The sequence below is a fragment of the Microbacterium sp. ZW CA_36 genome (assembly GCF_044987475.1).
GTDB lineage: Bacteria > Actinomycetota > Actinomycetes > Actinomycetales > Microbacteriaceae > Microbacterium.
Genome location: NZ_JBJDRL010000025.1, coordinates 17695 through 38780, shown reverse-complemented (window position 1 = coordinate 38780; position 21086 = coordinate 17695). Strand labels below are relative to the sequence as shown.

Annotated in this window: 15 protein-coding genes and 2 tRNA genes; 7 read left to right on the top strand and 10 right to left on the bottom strand. The window is 67.1% G+C overall.

The window, feature by feature from the left end:
* Position 1: 1 nt before the first annotated feature.
* The 3 genes from ACI3KX_RS12300 to ACI3KX_RS12290 form a co-directional block, all read right to left on the bottom strand.
* Positions 2–439 (bottom strand): NUDIX hydrolase, encoded by a 438-nt coding sequence (locus tag ACI3KX_RS12300; RefSeq protein WP_363356064.1) that lies wholly within the window; start codon positions 437–439, stop codon positions 2–4.
* A gap of 77 nt (positions 440–516) precedes the next feature.
* Positions 517–589, bottom strand: a tRNA-Ala gene (locus ACI3KX_RS12295).
* A gap of 11 nt (positions 590–600) precedes the next feature.
* Positions 601–674, bottom strand: a tRNA-Ile gene (locus tag ACI3KX_RS12290).
* 74 nt (positions 675–748) lie between these two features.
* Between ACI3KX_RS12290 and ACI3KX_RS12285 the strand changes: the two genes are divergently transcribed.
* Positions 749–1474, top strand: a complete 726-nt coding sequence (locus tag ACI3KX_RS12285; RefSeq protein WP_404909920.1) for a VIT family protein — start codon at positions 749–751, stop codon at positions 1472–1474.
* Between the two features lie 67 nt (positions 1475–1541).
* Here the strand turns inward: ACI3KX_RS12285 and ACI3KX_RS12280 are convergent, their stop codons facing one another.
* The 7 genes from ACI3KX_RS12280 to dnaA form a co-directional block, all read right to left on the bottom strand.
* On the bottom strand, positions 1542–1946 hold the full coding sequence (locus ACI3KX_RS12280; protein WP_331906620.1) for a DUF3566 domain-containing protein: 405 nt from the start codon (positions 1944–1946) through the stop codon (positions 1542–1544).
* Positions 1943–4579 (bottom strand): DNA gyrase subunit A, encoded by a 2637-nt coding sequence (gene gyrA, locus ACI3KX_RS12275; protein WP_349425719.1) that lies wholly within the window; start codon positions 4577–4579, stop codon positions 1943–1945. Before gyrA ends, ACI3KX_RS12280 begins: the two co-directional genes overlap by 4 nt.
* Before the next feature lie 65 nt (positions 4580–4644).
* Entirely contained in the window at positions 4645–6678 is a 2034-nt protein-coding gene (gyrB, locus tag ACI3KX_RS12270; RefSeq protein ID WP_349425718.1) for a DNA topoisomerase (ATP-hydrolyzing) subunit B, read from the bottom strand.
* A 121-nt stretch (positions 6679–6799) separates the two neighbouring features.
* Entirely contained in the window at positions 6800–7366 is a 567-nt protein-coding gene (locus ACI3KX_RS12265) for a DUF721 domain-containing protein (protein WP_404909919.1), read from the bottom strand.
* Positions 7359–8570, bottom strand: a complete 1212-nt coding sequence (recF, locus tag ACI3KX_RS12260) for a DNA replication/repair protein RecF (protein ID WP_363356055.1) — start codon at positions 8568–8570, stop codon at positions 7359–7361. Before recF ends, ACI3KX_RS12265 begins: the two co-directional genes overlap by 8 nt.
* Positions 8571–8610: 40 nt before the next feature.
* Positions 8611–9765 carry a DNA polymerase III subunit beta gene (gene dnaN / locus ACI3KX_RS12255; RefSeq protein ID WP_349425715.1) on the bottom strand — a complete coding sequence of 385 codons (1155 nt, stop codon included), beginning with the start codon at positions 9763–9765 and terminating at the stop codon, positions 8611–8613.
* Positions 9766–10244: 479 nt separating this feature from the next.
* Entirely contained in the window at positions 10245–11678 is a 1434-nt protein-coding gene (gene dnaA, locus ACI3KX_RS12250; protein WP_363356051.1) for a chromosomal replication initiator protein DnaA, read from the bottom strand.
* A gap of 309 nt (positions 11679–11987) precedes the next feature.
* On the opposite strand from dnaA, the gene rpmH reads away from it, so the two are divergent.
* Genes rpmH through rsmG form a run of 6 tightly spaced genes read left to right on the top strand, consistent with a single transcriptional unit; the run spans position 11988 to position 15189 of the window.
* The gene (gene rpmH / locus ACI3KX_RS12245) at positions 11988–12125 is read left to right on the top strand and encodes a 50S ribosomal protein L34 (RefSeq protein ID WP_055952712.1); all 138 of its coding nucleotides are present in this window, start codon (positions 11988–11990) and stop codon (positions 12123–12125) included.
* A gap of 8 nt (positions 12126–12133) precedes the next feature.
* Complete coding sequence (gene rnpA, locus ACI3KX_RS12240) at positions 12134–12469, top strand: ribonuclease P protein component (protein WP_363356048.1); 336 nt, start codon at positions 12134–12136, stop codon at positions 12467–12469.
* Positions 12466–12822: a membrane protein insertion efficiency factor YidD gene (gene yidD / locus ACI3KX_RS12235; protein WP_404909918.1), complete on the top strand. Its 357-nt coding sequence runs from the start codon at positions 12466–12468 to the stop codon at positions 12820–12822. Before rnpA ends, yidD begins: the two co-directional genes overlap by 4 nt.
* Before the next feature lie 8 nt (positions 12823–12830).
* Complete coding sequence (gene yidC / locus ACI3KX_RS12230) at positions 12831–13970, top strand: membrane protein insertase YidC (protein ID WP_404909917.1); 1140 nt, start codon at positions 12831–12833, stop codon at positions 13968–13970.
* A 27-nt stretch (positions 13971–13997) separates the two neighbouring features.
* Positions 13998–14516 carry a R3H domain-containing nucleic acid-binding protein gene (locus ACI3KX_RS12225; RefSeq protein ID WP_308866339.1) on the top strand — a complete coding sequence of 173 codons (519 nt, stop codon included), beginning with the start codon at positions 13998–14000 and terminating at the stop codon, positions 14514–14516.
* A 49-nt stretch (positions 14517–14565) separates the two neighbouring features.
* Positions 14566–15189, top strand: coding sequence for a 16S rRNA (guanine(527)-N(7))-methyltransferase RsmG (gene rsmG, locus ACI3KX_RS12220; RefSeq protein ID WP_404909916.1), 624 nt, complete (start codon positions 14566–14568; stop codon positions 15187–15189).
* The last annotated feature ends 5897 nt before the right edge of the window (positions 15190–21086 follow it).

The following is a 21086-nucleotide window of genomic DNA, read 5'->3' as shown; positions in this document are numbered from 1 at the left end:
CTCACGAGGGCGGCAGCTCGACGGCCGCCATCTCGAGCGCGATGTCGACGAGCTTCACGCGCTGCAGCGCGTTCACCTCCGCGAGCGGGAACCACTCCGCGCGGTCGGTCGAGCCGTTCTTCTCATGGCGCAGGCGGCCACCGGTGACGTGCGCACGGTAGACGATCCGCAGCGTGTGCAGCGGCAGGTCGGCGCCCGGTTTCAACCGGCGGCCGGGTGGGATGACACGGGAGTGGATGCCGAGCAGCGGCCCGATCGCGACGCGATAGCCCGTCTCCTCCCTGACCTCGCGGCGAGCCGCACGCTCAGGATCCTCACCCTCTTCGAGCCCGCCCCCGGGCAGCGTCCACGCGGCGCGGCGGCCCTCGTTCCAGTGGGCGAGCAGAAGGCGGTCGTGTTCGTCGATGATCACCGCGTACGCCGCGACACGCAGGTCCATGCTTCACCCTATCCGCGCGAGACTTCCCAGAGAACGAAGAAGCCGGCCCCTTGCGGGAACCGGCTTCGTGTGTTCTGTGGAGCCTAGGAGATTCGAACTCCTGACATCCTGCTTGCAAAGCAGGCGCTCTACCAACTGAGCTAAGGCCCCGGGGCTTTCGGTGGGGCTACCAGGACTTGAACCTGGGACCTCTTCATTATCAGTGAAGCGCTCTAACCGCCTGAGCTATAGCCCCGAATGTCTGCGGAACTGCGTCCCGCAACCTCCAAGACTTTACCCGACGAAGCTCGATTTCACGAATCGGGCTGGTTGACTGGGCACGTGACCGCGACCTCTCATCCCGGCGAGCCCCACGGCGCCGGACTCGGGCAGCGACTCAACTGGCTGCGTGCCGGCGTACTGGGTGCGAACGACGGCATCGTGTCGGTCGCCGCACTCGTCGTCGGCGTCGCCGGCGCGACCACCGACACCGGCGCGCTGTTCACCGCGGGCATCGCCGGGCTCGTCGGCGGGGCGATCTCCATGGCACTCGGCGAGTACGTGTCGGTGAGCAGTCAGCGCGACTCGGAACGCGCGCTCATCGCCAAAGAACGCGGCGAGCTGCGCGACATGCCGGAACAGGAGCTGGAGGAGCTGACGCAGCTGTATCGCGACCGCGGCCTGTCCGAGGCGACGGCGCGCGTGGTCGCCCACGAACTCACCGCGCACGACGCGCTGTCGGCCCACCTCGAGGTGGAGCTGCACATCGACCAGGAGGACCTGGTCAATCCGTGGCACGCGGCGCTCTCGTCGGCGATCGCGTTCACCCTCGGTGCGCTGTTGCCGCTGCTGGCGATCCTGCTCCCGCCACCGGAGTGGCGGGTGCCCGTCACCTTCGTCGCCGTGCTGCTCGCCCTCGCGGCGACGGGGACGGTGTCGGCGAGCCTCGGCGGTGCACCGCGCCTGCGCGCGGCGACACGTCTGGTGATCGGCGGCGCGCTCGCGCTCGTCGTCACCTGGCTCATCGGCACGCTGCTCGGCACGACGGTCGTCTGACCGCATACACGAAGCGCCGGCATCCGCAGATCGACTCCGCGGATGCCGGCGCTCAGGCGCGTGGGCGTCAGTTCGAGGTGAAGCCGACGAGCAGGCCGCCGGTGACCTTGACAGCCAGGTTGTAGATGCCCGCGATCACGGCGCCGAGCACCGTGAAGACCACGAGGTTGAGGATCGCGACGACGGCCGAGAAGGCCAGCACCTGCGGGAAGCTCACGAAGTCCGACAGCAGGATGCTGCCGTCCGAGAAGCTGGAGAAGAACTCATCGGCCTTGTCGATCAGGCCGGTGGTCTGCACCACCAGGAAGACCATCACGAAGGCGACGACGGTCACCACCGCGATCGCGATCGCGGCGAGGAAGGACAGCTTCACCGCGGACCAGAAGTCCACGTACACCAGGCGCAGGCGCACCTGCTTGGCGCTGGTCTTGTGACTCGATTTCTTGGCGAGCTTGTCGGCTACCGTGCTCATGCGTCAGTGCTCTCTTCGGGGGTCTCGGGGGAGGCATCCGACCCGTCGGTGTCTTCTGATGACGGGGTCTCAGGTGACGGTGCCTGTTCGGCTCCGTCGGCGGCGTCCTCGGGTTCTTCGGCAAGGCCGCGTTCACCGTTTCGGGCGATTGCGAGGATGCGGTCGTCATCGCCGGAGCGGGCGAACACGACACCCATCGTGTCTCGACCCTTGGCGGGGACCTCGGCCACGGCAGAGCGTACCACCTTGCCGCTGGCAAGAACCACCAAGACCTCGTCGTCCTCGGAGACGATCAGACCACCCGCGAGATCGCCCCGATCCTCGCTGAGTTTGGCCACCTTGATGCCCAGTCCGCCGCGGTTCTGTACGCGGTACTGGTCCACGGCCGTGCGCTTGGCGTATCCGCCCTCGGTCACCACGAAGACATACCCGTCGTCGGTGGCGACGGATGCCGAGAGCAGGCTGTCGCCGGCGCGGAAGTCCATGCCCTTCACACCCGACGTCGAACGGCCCATCGGACGGAGCGCCGAATCGGTGGCCGAGAAGCGCAGCGACATGCCGTGCCGGCTGATGAGCAGGATGTCGTCGCCCTCGTCCACGAGCAGGGCGCTGACGACTTCGTCGTCGGGGCCCGCTTCGTCGTCGTCGCCCTCCTCGGGCACCTGACCGCGCAGCTTGATGGCGATGATGCCGCCCTGGCGGTTGGTGTCGTACTCGGTCAGGCGGGTCTTCTTGACGAGGCCGTTGCGCGTGGCGAGCACCAGGTAGGTGGCGACCGAGTAGTCGCGGATGTCGAGGATCTGCGCGATCTCCTCGTCGGGCTGGAGCGCCAGAAGGTTGGCGACGTGCTGTCCCTTGGCGTCGCGGCCGGCCTCCGGCACCTCGTAAGCCTTGGACCGGTACACGCGGCCCTTGTTCGTGAAGAACAGGAGCCAGTGGTGGGTCGTCGTGACGAAGAAGTGCTCCACCACGTCGTCAGCGCGCAGCTGCGCACCCTTGACGCCCTTGCCGCCGCGGTGCTGCTGGCGGTAGTTGTCGCTGCGGGTGCGCTTGATGTAGCCGTCGCGCGTGACGGAGATCACCATCTCCTCTTCGGGGATGAGGTCTTCCATCGACATGTCGCCGTCGAACCCGTGGAGGATGTGCGTGCGACGCTCGTCGCCGAACTTGTCGACGATCGCCGTCAGCTCCTCGCGCACGATGTCGCGCTGTCGCTGCGGGGTGGCCAGGATGTCCTGGTAGTCGGCGATCTGGCGCTCGAGCTCGGCGGCCTCGTCGATGATCTTCTGGCGTTCGAGGGCGGCCAGGCGGCGCAGCTGCATCTGCAGGATCGCGTCGGCCTGCACGTCGTCGATGTCGAGAAGCTTCTGGAGGCCCTCGTTCGCCTCCTGCACCGTCGGCGACCGGCGGATCAGCGCGATGACCTCGTCGAGCGCGTCGAGCGCCTTGAGGTAGCCGCGCAGGATGTGCATGCGCTCCTCGGCCTTGCGCAGCCGGTAGGTGGTGCGCCGGACGATGACGTCGATCTGGTGGTCCACCCACAGCGCGATGAAGCCGTCGAGGGCGAGCGTGCGGGGCACGTTGTCGACGATCGCGAGCATGTTCGCACCGAAGTTCTCCTGCAGCTGCGTGTGCTTGTACAGGTTGTTCAGCACGACCTTGGCGACGGCATCCCGCTTGAGGACCACCACGAGACGCTGACCGGTGCGATCGGAGGTCTCGTCGCGGATGTCGGCGATGCCGGTGATCTTGCCGTCGCGGGCGAGATCGCCGATCTTGACCGCGAGGTTGTCGGGGTTCACCTGGTACGGCAGCTCGGTGATGACGAGGCAGGTGCGCCCCTGGATCTCCTCGATCGCGACGACGGCGCGCATCGTGATCGACCCGCGGCCGGTGCGGTACGCCTCGCGGATGCCCTTCGTGCCGAGGATCTGCGCGCCGGTCGGGAAGTCGGGACCGGGGATGCGCTCCATGAGCGCCTCGAGCAACTCCTCGCGCGAGGCGTCCGGGTGCTCCAGCGCCCACAGTGCGCCCGCGGAGACCTCACGCAGGTTGTGCGGCGGGATGTTGGTCGCCATGCCGACGGCGATGCCGACGGAGCCGTTGACCAGCAGGTTCGGGAAACGCGCCGGCAGAACCGACGGCTCCTGCGTCTGCCCGTCGTAGTTGTCCTGGAAGTCGACGGTCTCTTCCTCGATGTCGCGCACCATCTCGAGCGCGAGCTGAGCCATCTTCGTCTCGGTGTACCGCGGGGCGGCGGCGCCCATGTTGCCGGGCGAGCCGAAGTTGCCCTGACCCTGCGCCAGCGGGTACCGCAGCGACCAGGGCTGCACCAGACGGACGAGGGCGTCGTAGATCGCCGTGTCGCCGTGCGGGTGGTACTGGCCCATGACCTCGCCGACGACGCGGGCGCACTTCGAGAAGGACTTGTCGGGGCGGAACCCGCCGTCGTACATGCCGTAGATCACGCGGCGGTGCACCGGCTTCAGGCCATCGCGAACGTCGGGGAGTGCGCGGCCGATGATGACGGCCATCGCGTAGTCGAGATAGCTGCGCTGCATCTCGAGCTGCAGATCGACCTGGTCGATGCGGCCGTGCTCGTGCTCAGGCTCGGGGCGTTCGTCTTCAGCCATGGGCTTCTTTCGTGTCTGTGCGTTTCGTCTCGCTGTGCTCGCTCAATGACCGGGCCTGTGCCCGGTCAGATGTCGAGGAAGCGGACGTCCTTGGCGTTGCGCTGGATGAACGTGCGGCGGGACTCGACGTCCTCGCCCATCAGGACGGAGAAGATCTCGTCGGCGGCGGCCGCGTCGTCGATGGTGACCTGACGCAGCGTCCGGGTCGTGTGGTCCATCGTGGTCTCCCACAGTTCCTTGGCGTTCATCTCGCCGAGGCCCTTGTACCGCTGGATGCCGGAGTCCTTGGGGATCCGCTTGCCGCCTGCGAGCCCGTCCTCGAGCAGCGCGTCGCGCTCCTTGTCGGAGTACACGTACTCGTGCGCCGAGTTGGTCCACTTCAGCCGGTACAGCGGGGGCATCGCGAGGTAGACGAAGCCGGCCTCGATGAGCCCGCGCATGTAGCGGAACAGCAGGGTGAGCAGCAGCGTGGTGATGTGCTGGCCGTCGACATCGGCATCCGCCATCAGCACGATCTTGTGATAGCGGGCCTTGTCGATGTCGAAGTCCTCGCCGATGCCCGTGCCGAAGGCCTGGATCATCGCCTGGACCTCTTTGTTGGCCAGTGCCTTGTCGAGGCGTGCGCGCTCGACGTTGAGGATCTTGCCGCGCAGGGCCAGGATCGCCTGTGTGTGCGGGTCGCGCCCCGAGACCGCGGAACCGCCGGCCGAGTCGCCCTCCACGAGGAAGATCTCGCTGATCGAGGGATCCTTGCTGGTGCAGTCCTTGAGCTTGTCGGGCATCGCAGCCGACTCGAAGACGCTCTTGCGACGCGCGGTCTCGCGCGCCTTGCGTGCCGCCATGCGCGCGGTGGCCGCGTCGATCGCCTTCGTGATGACGCGCTTGGCCTGCACCGGGTTGCGCTCGAGCCAGTCGCCGAGCTGGTCGCCCACGACCTTCTGCACGAACGACTTCGCCTCGGTGTTGCCGAGCTTCGTCTTGGTCTGACCCTCGAACTGCGGCTCGGACAGCTTCACCGAGATGACGGCGGTGAGTCCCTCGCGGATGTCGTCGCCGGTGAGGTTGTCGTCCTTCTCCTTGAGGAGGTTCTTGTCGCGCGCGTACTTGTTGACCAGGGTCGTCAGCGCCGCGCGGAAGCCTTCTTCGTGCGTGCCGCCCTCATGCGTGTTGATGGTGTTCGCGAAGGTGAAGACGTTCTCGGTGTAGCTCGTGGTCCACTGCATGGCGAGCTCGAGAGAGATGTGGCGCGTGGTGTCTTCCGACTCGATCTCGATGATCTCGTCGTTGACGACATCGGCGTGCCGCACCTTGTTGAGGTACTCCACGTAGTCGACGAGACCGCGCTCGTAGTAGAAGTCGTCGTAGGGCTGGCGCTCCTCGGACCCGCCTCCCTCGGCGTCGGTGACGTACGCCGACCCGGGGCGCTCGTCCGACAGCGTGATGCGCAGTCCCTTGTTCAGGAAGGCCGTCTGCTGGAAGCGGGTGCGCAGCGTGTCGTAGTCGTAGTGCACCGACTCGAAGATCGTGTCGTCGGGCCAGAACTCGATGACCGTGCCGGTCTCTTCGGTGGGCTGGCCCTTCGCGAGGGGCGCCTGCGGCTGCCCGCCGTCGCGGTAGGACTGCCGCCACACGTACCCTTCGCGCTTGACCTCGACCTCGAGGCGCGTCGAGAGCGCGTTGACGACCGACGAGCCGACGCCGTGCAGACCGCCCGAGACGGCATACCCGCCGCCGCCGAACTTGCCGCCGGCGTGCAGCACGGTGAGCACCACCTCGACCGTCGACCTGCCCTCGGTGCGGTGGATGCCGACCGGGATGCCGCGGCCGTTGTCGACGCAGCGGATGCCGCCGTCGGGCAGGATCGTGACGTTGATGGTGTCGCAGTAGCCGGCCAGTGCCTCATCGACGGAGTTGTCGACGATCTCGTAGACCAGATGGTGCAGGCCGCGCTCACCGGTCGAGCCGATGTACATGCCCGGGCGCTTTCGCACCGCTTCGAGACCTTCCAGGACCTGGATGTCGTCTGCCCCGTACGCGTTGGGAGCCTTGTCGGGCGTTTCGGGTTCCTCGGAAACGTTATCGGGGGTGTCAGACGTCATCTTCGCGAGGGCTCCAAATCCTTCGATGGGGGCCCTGACAGTCTATCGGGTAACGGCCCGATCACAGCGCTCTACGCCCCTGTAAGGGGATGAAAGATGCTCGGATGACTCCGAACGTGGCTTATCCGTAGGTATCGCGCGGACCGCGGCCTGGAATCGTTCTGGGACCCCATTTCCAGGAGGGGACGTCGGGCCCGATGAAGCGGACCGAGTCGACCTTCGCCTCGGGGAAGCGGCGGACGATCTCCGAGAGGATGTGCGCGCGCATCAGCTGGAGCTGTTTCGCCCAGGCCGTGGAGTCCGCCTGCACCGTCAGCGACCCCTCCGAGAACGCGACAGGGCGGGTGTGCCGTGCGGTGTCCTCGCCGGCGACCTCGGCCCACGCGCGGACGACGTCTTCACGGGCGAGCTGGCCGTTCCACCCGGCCTCGCGGGTGAGGTCCGCGATGACGTCACCCACGCCGCGGGGGTCGCGCCCGGGAGCGAAGGGGATGTTCTCGTCGTCGACGGTGCGGCGGCGGCGCTTGCGGAACGACCGCGCCGAGGGCTCGAGTCCACGCAGCCGCAGGTACGTCGCGATGGTCTCGGGCACGTCCGTGCGGTCGGGGACACCCCCGGTAGCGGGGCCGCCGACGGCATCCGGCGACTTCTGGGGCTCGGCGCCCGGGCCGGCCGAAGGATCAGGCATCCGCCGCCTCCGCGTCCGCGGGGTCGAGGATGCGCCCGGCCTCCACCCGGACCATGCGGGCCCGGAGCCCCTCCGGCACGTCGCCCTCCACCGCGGCGGTCACGACCACCTGCTCGTAGCCGGCGGCGAGCTGGGCGAGACGGGACCGGCGGTCGGTGTCGAGCTCGGCGAACACGTCGTCCAGGATGAGCACCGGGTCGCCGAGGCGTGAGTCGGCACGCAGCAGCTCCGCCGACGCGAGGCGCAGCGAGAGAGCGACGGACCAGGACTCGCCGTGCGAGGCATAGCCCTTCACCGGAAGTCCGCGGATGCGCAGCAGCAGGTCATCGCGATGCGGACCCACCAGCGTCAGCCCGCGTTCCAGCTCGGACGTGCGCTTCGCCGCCAACGCCTGGCGGAAGAGATCCGCGATGCGGTCGGCGGAGGAATCCGCGGGCTCGCCGGGCGCCGCGGACGCTGACACGGCCGATCCGGAGCCGGCGTCGCCGTCCTCATCGCTCACCGCGCCGGCGACCGAGAGCGCCCACTCGATCTGCGGGTCATGGTCGGCGCCGGCGATCGCGGTGTACGCGGCGGCGAGGGGCGTCGCGAGATCGGTCGCGAGCGCGAGTCGGGCAGCGATGAGCTGCGTGCCGAGCGAGACGAGCTTGTCGTCCCAGACGTCGAGCGTCGACAGCGCGTCGCCCCGGATGCCCCGCGCCTTCGCCGATTTCAGCAGCGCGGTGCGCTGCTTGAGCACGCGATCGTAGTCCGCGAGCACTCCCGCCATGCGGGGAGCGCGCTGCACCAGCAGCTGATCGGCGAAACGCCGGCGCGCCGACGGATCGCCGCGGACGATCTGCAGATCCTCGGGCGCGAACAGCACCACCTGCGCGTACCGGGGCAACTCGGTCGGCTTCACCGACGCACCGTTGACCCGCGCCTTGTTGGAGCCCTGCCGGTTGACCTGGACCTCGAGCTGCACACGACGGTCGCCGTGCGCCAACCGGGCGCGGATGATCGCGGCATCCGCTCCGTCACGCACCATCGGAGCGTCGTTCGAGACGCGATGCGAACCCAGTGTCGCGAAGAACGCGATCGCTTCGGCGAGATTCGTCTTGCCCTGACCGTTGCGGCCGACGAAGACGTTCGGCCCGGGCCCGAGCTCGACGTCGGCGGCCGCATAGTTGCGGAAGTCGACCAGACTCAGGTGCTCCACGATCACCGGATAAGCCTAGTGATCGGCGCCGACGCCGGGATGCTGGTCAGCGCAGCAGCAGGTTGGGCTGCAGCAGGTACCTGAACGATTCCGAACCGGCGCGATCGACCGAGGTCTGCGGGGTGATCAGCACCGGGCTGAGCTTGTTCGCGTTCTCGCTCGAGGTGAACGTGATCCGCACGAACTCGCTCTTGACCGCACCGAGCGACTCGAGCAGGTACTGCGGGTTGAGGCCGAGGGTCACCTCGTCGCCGCCGAGGAGCGTCGCATCGACCGACTCGGTCGCACGCGCCTGCTCGGTTCCCGACGCGTCCATCGAGACGCTGTCGGCCGTGAACGTGAACCGCAGCGGCGCGGAACGGTCGAGCACCAGCGACACGCGGCGCACGGCTTCGGCGAGCTCTGCCGTGTTGACCACCGCGTGGTGCTCGGTCTGCGCGGGGAAGAGACGCCGCACGGGCGGGAAGTTGCCCTTGATGAGCAGCGACGTCACGGTCTTGTTGCCCGCGGTGAACGCGATGATCTCGCGATCGCCCGAGCCCGAGAAGGCGATGGAGATGTCACCGCCGTGCGCGAACGTCTTGCCGACCTCGGTCAGGGTGCGCGCCGGCACGAGCGCCGTCGTCGACTCGTCGGCGGCGGTGCCGCCGCCGTCCCACGGGATCTCGCGGAGTGCGACACGGTAGCGGTCGGTCGCGACCAGGCTGAGGCTCGTGCCCGAGACCTCGAGCTGCACGCCGGTGAGAACGGGGGTCACGTCGTCGCGCGACGCGGCGAACGCCACCTGCGCGATCGCGGTGGCGAAGTCCTCGGAGGGAACGAGGCCGGAGTCGCCGGTGACCTCGGGGATCGCGGGATACTCCTGCACCGGCATGGACGCGAGGGTGAACCGTGCCGAGCCGCAGGTCAGCAGGATGCCACCGTCGTCGTCGACCTCGATCTGGATCGGGGCGTTCGGCAGACGGCTGGCGATGTCGGAGAGCAGCCGGCCGTGGACGAGGATCGTGCCCGGGTCATCGACGGTCGCGTCGATGGTGGTGCGGGCCGACGCCTCGTAGTCGAACGCTGCGAGCGAGAGGCCCTCGGCGGATGCCTCGATCAGCACGCCAGCGAGGATCGGCTGCGGATTGCGCTGCGGTAGAAGCTTGACGACGAACGATACGGCTTCGCTGAACACATCGCGATTGACGTGGAACTTCACGAACGCTCCTCTGCAGCGGGCCCACAGGCTACGGGCTCGGGGTTCTCATGCTAGTGCCAGGCTCCGAGATTGCCAGTCCGGCTCCGTCCGGCGCGGAGCTCTCCACCGCCAAGGTGATCGGACGGGTTCATCAAAGAGATTTCTTGTCATGGTGTTAACGACTGTGGAAACTGTGGACAACTCGCGCGTTGCCAGTCGGGACAGGGAAACCACAAGAGTGTGAGTTGTGGAACGGCTGCGGAGGGACGTCGGGAAGACGGATGCCGCGGCTCCCGGCATCCGCAATCCATCCACAGGCTTCCCCCGCTCGCTCACAGGGGTTTCCGCAGGCTTGAAGAGTTATCCACAGGTTTTCCACACTGTGCAGAACCGGAATGATGGCCCTGTGCGCGGCACCTGTCAAGAACTTCTTCGGGCATATGCAGAGATGGGCCCGCGCGTCGTAACGCGCGGACCCATCGAGGGGTGTAAGCGGATCGTCAGCGACCGTTGCGGCCGAGCTGAGCGGTGATCTCCGTCACCTGGTTGTAGATCGAACGGCGCTCCTTCATGAGCTCGCTGATCTTCTTGTACGCGTACATGACGGTGGTGTGGTCGCGGTTGCCGAACAGCTGGCCGATCTTGGGCAGTGACAGGCTCGTGCGCTCGCGACACAGGTACATGGCGATCTGGCGTGCCGTGGCGACGGACTGCGAGCGGCTCGAGCCGTACAGGTCGTCGACGGTGAGCTTGAAGTAGGCGGCCGTGGCCGTGATGATGTCGGTCGGCGAGATGACGTTGGCGTCATCTTGATCGACGATGTCGCGCAGCACGGTCTGCGCGAGCGACATGTCGAGAGTCGAGCGGTTGAGGCTCGCGAACGCCGAGACGCGGATGAGAGCGCCCTCGAGTTCGCGGATGTTCGATGACACGACGGTCGCGATGTACTCCATCACCTCGTCGGGGATGTGGAGGCGCTCGGACTGCGCCTTCTTGCGCAGGATCGCGATGCGCGTCTCGAGGTCGGGCGCCTGCACATCGGTGATGAGGCCCCATTCGAACCGGCTGCGCATGCGGTCCTCGAAGCCCGTCAGGTGCTTCGGCGGCACGTCGCTGGTGATCACGACCTGCTTGTCGTGGTCGTGCAGCTGGTTGAACGTGTGGAAGAACGCCTCCTGCGTCTCGGCACGCCCCTGCAGGAACTGGATGTCATCGATCAGCAGGATGTCGACATCCCGATACCGCGCTTGGAATGCCGAACCCCGGTTGTTGGCGATCGAGTTGATGAAGTCGTTCGTGAATTCCTCGCTCGACACGTACCGCACGCGGATGCCGGCGTACAGGCTGAGGGCGTAGTCGCCGATGGCATGGAGGAGGTGGGTCTTGCCGAGCCCGGAGTCGCCGTAGATGAACAGTGGGTTGTACGCCTTCGCCGGCGCCTCGGCGACCGCGACGGCCGCCGCATGGGCGAATCGGTTGGACTGGCCGATGACGAAGTTGTCGAACGTGTACTTCGGGTTGAGGCGGGTGTCGCTGCGCGAGACGGATGCCGTGTCCGCCGGCTCGTCGAGGTGCGGGCGCCCGATGGGCGCGGCCGACGGGATGACCTGCGCGGTCGACTGGATCGGGATCGGCGCGGTGAGATGCGCGTCCGCCAGATCCGGATTGACGACGACACGGAACGTCGACGCCGGGTTCTGCCCGTCCTGCACGACCCGCGTGAGAGCCTCGAGGATCGGCGCGCGCATGCGCTTGGTGAACTGCGCGGCGGTCAGATCATTGGGAACGTCGAGGTACAGCGTTCCCCCCATGACACCCTGCGGCACGGCCAGGCTGATGAAGCCGTGGAGCTGCGGGGTGATGCGATCGTCGCGCACGAGTTCGTCCAGTACGGCCGTCCAGACCGGAACGTCTGGAACTTCGTGCGGTGTCATGGCCCCCCCGGGTTGTCGATGTTTCCACCGGAAGCCGCGGAAACGTCGGTCCAGGCCTGTGGATAACTGCCGGAGCCACGCTAGTCAGCGGGCGTCGCGTGAGCAAACTCCACTGTAGATCCGCCCTGCGTGTCGGTGCCAGGGTCGAATGCATCCTCGGTGCATAATGACACGTTCTGCGCTCGGTTTGAGTTATGAGGCGACACGACGTAGCCTTAATCGGTTGACTTATGCCTTCGTGGCAGTCGCCCCTGTACACACGTCCCCGGTCTCGAGCGTCCCGGTGACACCTGATCGGAAGTAGTTCCCATGAGCAAGCGCACCTTCCAGCCCAACAACCGCCGCCGCGCCAAGAAGCACGGCTTCCGCGCCCGCATGCGCACGCGCGCCGGCCGCGGCATCCTCTCGGCTCGTCGCGCCAAGGGGCGCACCGAGCTCTCGGCCTGAGCCGAGCGGTGCTCGGGAGGCGGAACCGACTCACCCGCGGAGCGGAGTACAAGGCCGTCGTCCGTCGGGGCCGTCGGTGTGCCGGAGCGCACACCGTGACATACGTGAACCGCGCCGTGACCGATGGTCCGGCGCGGTTCGGTTTCATCGTCAGCAGGCAGGTCGGTGGCGCCGTCGTGCGCAACACCATCCGCCGTCGGCTCAAAGCCCTCTGCTTCGAGTCGCTCGAGACTGTCGCTGCCGGCGATGACATCGTGATCCGCGCTCTGCCGAGCGCGGCCTCCGCGTCGTTCGCCGATCTGCGCCGCGACGTCGAGAAGTGCCTGGCGCGGAGGACCCGATGAGCGTCCTGCCCGGCTACGCCCTCGGCGAGGCCGAGTTCTCGGCATCCGATTCCCTCCGGAGCGTTCCACTGCTCCCCCGCAACGCCGTTCTGGCGTTACTGCACGGATACCGTGCCACCATCTCCCACACCTACGGCGACGTCTGCAAGTACTACCCCTCGTGTTCGGCGTACGCCGTCGGCGCGGTGCAGCAGCACGGAGCCGTGAAGGGCGCAGCGCTCACCGCAGCGCGCCTCGCCCGATGCCACCCGTGGGCCGTCGGCGGCGTCGATGACGTGCCGCCCCACAAGCACTTCCGGCACGAACTGACCCGTCATGGGTTCGTCGTGCCTGCCCCCACCGGAAAGGACTGATCCTCCACATGGATCTCATGTCAGCCCTGGCCTCGACGCCTTCGCCCACACCCCCACCGACGGGCGGCGGGTTCGATCTCTTCGGGATAATCCTCTGGCCCCTGAAGTGGGCCGTCGAGGCCGTGCTCGTCTTCTGGCACTGGTTCTTCACGGCCATCGGCCTGCCGGCCGCGGACGGCATCACCTGGGTGCTGTCGATCGTGGGCCTCGTCATCGTCGTTCGATCGGCGCTCATCCCGCTCTTCGTGCGCCAGATCAAGAGCCAGCGCAAGATGATGGAAATCGCTCCTGAACTGCGGAAAGTTCAGGAGAAGTACAAGGGTAAGAAGGACCAGCTCTCGCGTGAGGCCATGAGCCGCGAGACGATGGCGCTGTACAAGAAGCACGGCACCACTCCGGTGTCGAGCTGTCTGCCACTCCTCGTGCAGATGCCCGTCTTCTTCGCGCTGTACAGCGTGCTGAGTGACGTCACGAAGCACTACAACCTCGGAATCGGTGGCGTCGGCCTGCTGAACGCGGAGCTCACCGCCGAGTTCTACAACGCCAAGCTGTTCGGTGTGGCGTCGCTTCACGAGACGCTGATCGATGCCTTCAACACGGGCAACACCCCCGCGATCATCATCCTGATCACGCTCGTCGTGCTGATGATCGCGTCGCAGTTCTTCACGCAGCTTCAGATCATCTCGAAGAACCTCTCCCCCGAGGCCAAGACCGGCCAGGCGTACCAGATGCAGCGCATCATGCTCTACGTCCTTCCGCTGGGCTTCATCTTCTCGGGCGTTTTCTTCCCGCTCGGCGTCGTCATCTACTGGTTCGTGTCGAACCTGTGGACGATGGGCCAGCAGTTCCTCGTCATCCGCGAGATGCCGACTCCGGGCTCGGACGCGGCCAAGGCCCGCGAAGAGCGTCTGGCGCGCAAGGGCAAGGCACTCGATGCGTCGGGCAAGGTCGTGCCGATGGAGAAGTACCTCGCCGAGCAGCGGCGTCTGTACGAAGAGGCCGAGAAGGCCAAGGCGGCAACCCCCAAGCGCCAGCAGCCGGTGAGCAAGCAGCGCGCCAAGAAGCAGGGGCAGAAGCCTGGCCAGAAGCCCGGCGCTGCGCCCGCTGCGGAAACAGACTCCGGCGGCTCAGCCGGCTCCAGTTCCTGACCCGACGTCACACACGAGGATCACGCCATGACCACGTCCCCTGAGTACGCTTCCGTCGATACGCGCGAGGAGCGGGTTCCCGCCACCGTCGCGCAGCTCGAAGAGGAAGGCGACGTCGCCGCTGACTTCATCGAAGGCCTGCTCGACATCGCCGACATCGACGGCGACCTCGACCTCGATGTCCGTGCCGGCCGCGCCTACGTGTCGGTGGAAGCGCCCGCCGGCGGGTCCGTCGCCCTGATCGCCGCGCCCGACACGGTGCAGGCGCTGCAGGAGCTGACCCGTATCGCGGTGCAGAACCGCACAGGCCGGTTCTCCCGCCTGATCCTGGATGTCGGCGGGTCGCGCGATGCGCGCCGCGACGAGCTCACTGCGCTCGTCGACCGTGCGATCGCCCGACTGGACGATGGTGCGTCCCAGGCCTCGCTTCCCGCGATGTCCAGCTACGAGCGCAAGGTCGTGCACGACATTGTCGCCGAGCGCGGCTTCGTGTCGGAGTCGTACGGCGACGGCGCCGACCGTCACACCGTGATCCGTCGCGGCTGAGCCGCACGTTTCACGTGAAACATCCGCTGTCGAGTGTGACGGGTCGTCGATGATCGAGATCGAGCAGGAGCCCGCGGTTGCCGCCGAGATCTTCGGCGACCGCATCGAGGTCGCCCGCCACTTCGCCGCAGCACTTGGCGCACACGGCGAAGAGCGTGGACTGATCGGTCCCCTCGAGCCGCCGCGGTTGTGGTCGCGGCATATCCTCAACAGCGCCGTGATTGCGCCGCTGTTCTCGGGTCGCGTCGGTGACGTGGGATCGGGCGCCGGGCTTCCGGGTCTGGTGCTCGCCATCGCCCGGCCCGACGTGGAGTGGATCCTCATCGAGCCGATGGAGCGACGCGTCGCGTGGCTGTCGGAGCAGGTCGAGACGCTCGGACTCGACAACGTCGAGGTGGTTCGGGCGCGCGCCGAGGACTGGAAGCGCGGGCCGGTTCTGGATGCGGTGACCGCACGGGCCGTGAGCGCGCTGCGCACCCTGGTGCCGATCACCGCTCCCCTGGTGCGCGACGGTGGCGAACTCATTCTCCTCAAGGGAACGAGCGCCACGAACGAGATCGAGGCGGCCGAAAAGCAGCTCCGCAAGTTCAAGGTGACGAACGCGCGCGTCGAAGTCATCGGCGAGGACCTGCTCGAGGAGCCTTCGCGGGTGATCCGCGCCACCGTCCGCTGATTCCGGTTCGGCGTTCCGGGAGTGTGGGCTGTGCGCCGTTGTCGCGTGCCCACGGATCGGATGTGCTGAAAGTGGCGTCCCTAGGGCGGTTCGGGCTTCCCTTCCCCGACGCGCATCTGCCTCTGCGGGTGGCAGCTGACCACAGTCACGGCACGCTTACGCGGCCGAATGCGCCGCGCCAGTGGACATGTTTCACGTGAAACACCCCGTGTGACCAGTCTCAGCCTGTGTCACGCTCGACGGACTGACGGCTGCGCCCATCTCGCGACGAGGTGCCGAAACGATACCCGCCGCACTCGTACTCATCCGTCCGGAACGAGGTCGGGTGTTCCGTCCGGAACGAGGTTGGCTGCTCCGCCGGATTGGAACAGCGGAAGCTGTCGCACTTCGCGGGTTCGTGCGGTTCGTGCCAGAAGCCGCGGAGCATCGGTGTGGCAGGCGACGAACTCGGATCCTCCCCCGCGCGCGGTGGACGGGGCGACGCCGCGCGCGGCGCCGTCTGATGTGTCAATCAATACGGTCGCCTGACTGCGCGGGCCGCTCCGCTCGGGCGGCGCGCGCGACGGATGAGTATGCACCCGCCCCACCTGTTGGAGCACCGACGATTGGTCGTCGAGTGCACTGCTGGGGTGTGATGCGCCGGAGTCACAGGTCACCGAAGCAGCCTCCGGCGAATAGGGGCTCTTGAGTTGTCGCATTTCCTGCGACTGGTAGAGGAGCAACCGCATAGCCGGGCTCTCGAAAGGCGACGGGCTCAGGCCCTCCCCCGCGCGGTGCACGAGGCTCGGTGCAGTCGGGTCACCGGCAGGTGGGTTGGCAGGTAAGGGCTCCTGCCCGTGCGGGCCTGGTTCGCGCGGGGCGGCGGGCCTGGCGGGGTGAGCGTGTGCATCCGACGTACCCGTTGCGGCACCGACGATTGGTCGCATCCGGTGCTAGGTGTGCGCCGGTGCGAGCGCCCTGGTCGCTCGCTCGTAGCGTGCTTGGGGATGTTTCACGTGAAACATCCTTCCCATCGACGAGATCTGACGGACGGTCGACATTGGAGGCCTGATCGGCGGTGGCTTTGGAGGAGGGTGCAAGGGGCGGCCGATTGCTTGCCCGGGGCGGCAGTTCGGATGGGTCGCGTTCTACGACATCACTTGCCTGCAGAGTGCGCGACGGTTGGTCGGCGGGAAGTCGTGGAGCGACTTGCCTGCACGAACGAGCGACCGGTGGGCGACGAGTTTGCGGGCATGGTTCTGGAGGACCATGCTTCTCCCCCACGCAGGGCGGTGTCCGATGGGATGGAAGGCGACGCCGTCGTCGATGGGATCATGAACGTCGTCGCTGCGAGTCGGTGGTCGGTGACGCGTGACGGCCGACGGCGCTCGAAGTGCTCGCGCAAACCGCCGTGCAGCCGTTCACGGCGTTTTCGACTGGTCGACGGTTGGAGTGGTGACCGTTGCTACCCGGAATGACGGCGCGAATCTGTGGTTGCGTTCGTGGGACGGGGTTCACAGCTCGGCATTCGCGTCAATCAGCCATCCGTGGGAGCGCGTATGGATGCGATGCCCATGCTGTGACGGTCGTGCTGGCGTGCACAAGTGTGAGCCGCGTCGGCGGGTTGATCGACGGTGAGGCCGCCCCTCGGATGCCTCGCGTCAACACTCCACTCTCGCTCGACGCGAGCGCGCTTGTTGGTCCCTGGTGCGGCGGTCGCTGGACGCGCCCGGCGACCGAGCGAGCTGGTGGAGGGATCGGGCTGGCACCGGCAATGGGCCCGAACTTCCCCGTCACCGCGCTTCTCCCCGTCGCCGCGCTTCTCGCCGTCTACAGCTCTGACTGATGGTCCAGCAGGCGCTGCTGCGGTTGGTGGTGCCCTGGATGTCAGGGCGTGCCAACTGCCGGTGCGTGTCGTCGATTGCAGCGGCTCGACAGCCTCACAGGAGGCGCGGTGACGCCCGTTGGGAAGTTTGGGTTGATGTGTGGTTCGGTGCTGTCGTGGCGGAGATTCCCTGGGATGACGGCGCGGAGCCGGGACCGGTGGCTGAACGATGGCCGGATCGGATGTTTCACGTGAAACAGAGCGCTCCCGCCACCTGCCGGGTTGTTGCCATGCGCCGTCGCCGCCGGTGGCGCCTCGGCAGCGGCGCGAGCCGGTGCTTGGCTTCGTGCCGTGGGCGGCGCCCCGAAAGCCTCACGGGAGGCACGGTGGCACCTCTTGGGCACGTCGGGTCGATCTTGGTTCGGTCCTGTTGTGAAGCGGAATCGCCGGGTTGACGATGCCACCCGGGTCTGGTGGCTGACCAACGGTGGGAAACGAGTGTTTCACCTGAAGCAGTCGCTCTACTGCGCCGAAGGTGGCCGCTATCTGCCGTCGCGTTCGGTTGACTGTGGGGGCGCGCGGCGCGACCCGGTGCCTCTTGCGCGCCATCGATTGCAGCGGCTCGAAAGCCCCACGCCAGGGGTGGTGGTACCCGTTGAGTGCTTTGGGTTGATCTGCGGTGCGGTCGTGGCGTGGCCGAGAATCCCTGGGATGACAGCGCGAGCCGGCGCTGGCGGGCCGAGTACTGGCCGGAACCGAGCGTTTCACGTGAAACAAGTGTCCCCTGAGGCGGGGTGACCGCTATCTGCTGTCGCGGTCGGTGGTGCCACGAGACGCGGTGCGGTCGGTGGCGCCTCGGATTGTGGCGCGAGCCGGTGCCTGGTTGTGCGCCGTCGCCCACAGTGGGCCGCAAGCTCGCACGAAGGGTGGCGGCACCCGTTGGGCACTGCGAATCGGTCTGCGGGTCAGTCCTGTCCTGGCGGAACCTCGCTGGGATGACGATGCGACCTGGGTTTGGTGGGCTGAACAGTCTCGCGCATCGAGTGTTTCACGTGAAACCATCGCTCTCCTGAGCTGACGTGTCGACCGCGATCTACCGTCGCGGTCGGTGGCGCCTCGGGTGCCGCGCGAGGCCGGTGCCTGGGTGCGCGCCGTAGATTGCAGCGGCTCGAAGGCCTGACAGGAGGCGCGGCGGCACCCGTTGGCAGTTGGGTTGATATCGGATTCGTTGCTGTCATGGCGCAGACTCCCCTGAGATGACGGTGCGATCCGGTGGTTGGTGGTTGAACGATGACCGAATCGTATGTTTCACGTGAAACACTTCCCGGGCCGGCGCGTGGTCGACACGTGTCGCCGCGGTCGGTAGTGCCTGCGGCGCGGAGCGGTGCGAGCCGGCGGGCAGCGCGCGGGCCACGGTGACTCACAGAGGTGGTGTAAACACCACGCATCCGCCCACTGACGATTCGCCATCGCTAGTCGTCGGGATCTGGACTGGGTGGCGGTACGAACCGATCTTGGCTGGCGATGGGTGGTGGGCCTTGGGTGGATGTTTCACGTGAAACACCCTGCGCTTGCAGAGTCAGACTGATGTGTGGCGATCGTCGCTGTGGTCAGTCGTGGCTTGGGTGAGGGTGCAACTGGTGAGCGCGACGCCGCGGCCGTGATTCGAGCGCGTCGCGTGAATCATCCGTGGCGCGGCTGTGGGCGGTCAGGGTGAGCCTGCGGTCTCGTTGTCGCACGAGACGCCAGGGAGAGACCGGCAGCTATCTACGCAGGACGGCGGTCGCGGCTCGATGTGATCGCGAGACCTGTCGCTTGATGAGCACTGACGGGTGGGCGCTGTCAGATGCCGTGCGGATGGCCTGCCGTGTGCTGATGCACGGCGCGAACCGGTTGCCGGCTGCGCGGCGGCGCCTTCGCCGCGACTCGAGCACTCAGCGTAGAGAGCCGATGCGCTCCCTCCACGGGTGATGGTTGACCGTCGTGCGCGGACACATCTACTGGGTGACGGTGCGAACCGGTGTGGGTCGCGCTGGGCAATAGCGGCAGCCTGATGTTTCACGTGAAACACCCACGCGCGCTGTGAGTACAGACTTCGGGGTGCGATGCGCCGTGGTCGTCGCTGCTGCTCGGACGACGATGCGGTCGGGTGTGCGGTGGCAGTGCCACACCGGAGGCGACGCGACTACGTCGTGTGAGCCACTACTACCGCCCTCCCAGGCGCTGACGGCCGTCTGCGGGTCTGCCGGGCTTCGTCTGCGCTGAGGGAAGAACCCTCGGCAAATTGCGTGTCAAGGCGGCCGCCACTCGTTGCCTTACGCGAACCGAGTTCTCCCAGCATCGATGGACGGGCGGCACGTGCTGTGGTTGTCGGTCGTGAGGTGCACGATGCTGCAAAAGCGGTTGCCAGCTGCACGGCTGTGGCCGCCGCGGATGTCTCACGTGAAGCCAACACCACTGAAGAGCGCGGTCACATCGGCAGCATGTGCCGTCGTTGTCAGTGGCTGCTTGGCTGACGATGCGAACTGGTGGCAGGTCCGGCGGTGCCTCCGACGGGCGTCGCACACATTGCTTGATCCCCGAAGGCCGCCGATCTAAACCATGGCCGTTGGCTGGCGGACGTGACCAGGCTGCAGCTCGGGTGTCGGTACGGACGGGGCGCTCGTTGTTGGACGGTGGCACGGCTCGGTGTTTCACGTGAAACTACCCGGGCTCGCTGCGCTGAAGGAGGGGGCATATGCGATCGTTCAGCGCGGTGCATTGTGGGCCGGCGGTGCGAAGCTGCCTTTAGTTGAGCGGCTGGGCCGCAGCCCGAAGATCTGCAGGGACACTCTTGCTCGCCCATGCTGAGCACTGACGGTTCGCCAGCGCTGCAGTCGTGGCCTGAACGCCCTCGAATCACGGTGCGAGCCGGTCGCTGCGGCCATGTTTCACGTGAAACGGCCCGACCGCCACCGAGCTGACGGATCGGCGTGTGCGATGGCGCATGGGGTTGCTCTGTTGGTCGGGTGGGGTAGACGAGCGCATGCTTGTGCGGCGGCGCCCGCAGCTTGATGACCTGTACGGACACTCCTGCTGACCCACACTGAGCAGCGACGGTTGGCTAGTGGCCCCCTGTCATGGTCTGAACGCCGTCGAATCACAGCGCAAACGAGTCGCTGCGGGACGGGGATGTTTCACGTGGAACACACGGTCGCCGGTACCGTGAAGTCACGGATCGGCGTACATAGCGGTGTGCCTTCTTGGGCGGCGGTGCGAATCGAAGCGCGGTTGTGCCGTGGCGGCCGCGTCTCGAGGCTCCGCAGGGACCACTCGTGCGCGCCCACTCAGAGAGCTGACGGTTGGTCAGGCCGCGGTGCGGTCGTGTCCGAATGCCGCCGAGTCACGGTGCGAGAGGGACGCTGCGGCATCGATGTTTCACGTGAAACACCGGCCCTCTCGACCTCGCGCGTCGGCAGATGGTCGTGTACCGCGGCCCCGGCCGTACAGCGGAATGCGGCGGGCGTGGCGAGCGAGTGGGCCGGTAGCGTGACGATCAGTGTGTGCTCGGAGTTTCACGCGCTGCGAGGCCACCTCCGTTGCTGGTTGGGGGCGGGGTATCGGTATCACGTCGGAAGTGGACCTTCGGTGCCTGGTGTCGAGCCGATCCGTGGTCGAGGGTCCCCACGGGTGTCGCCTCTGTATTCGAAACAGAGGTGTATGGCGTCCGGCATCCTCACGCGTGCTCCCGCAGATGGCGAGCTCGCCACGCGCGTCGAGAGTCGACAGAGTGCGTTGGCGCCGCAGATCGCATCCTGCGCGGCGACCGCGGGGTGGATGCACAGTGTTTCACGTGAAACGCCGTGCACGTCTGCGCACAGATTCGCCCGCGTTCGCAGCTCATTGCTGATCGGGGAGGCTCGATTCCACGGTTCGGCCGGACGGTGACCACGACGCCCCGGAGGCGCGATGCCCTGATCGGTCGGCGGATGCACCGCGGACGACGGTGAGTCGCCGATAGCGGTCCGACAGGAAGGTAGGGGTGGTGGTGCTCGTTGAAGAACATGTGCACGGCAGGAGCCGCCAATGACCCGTGCTGATCGCGACGTGACCG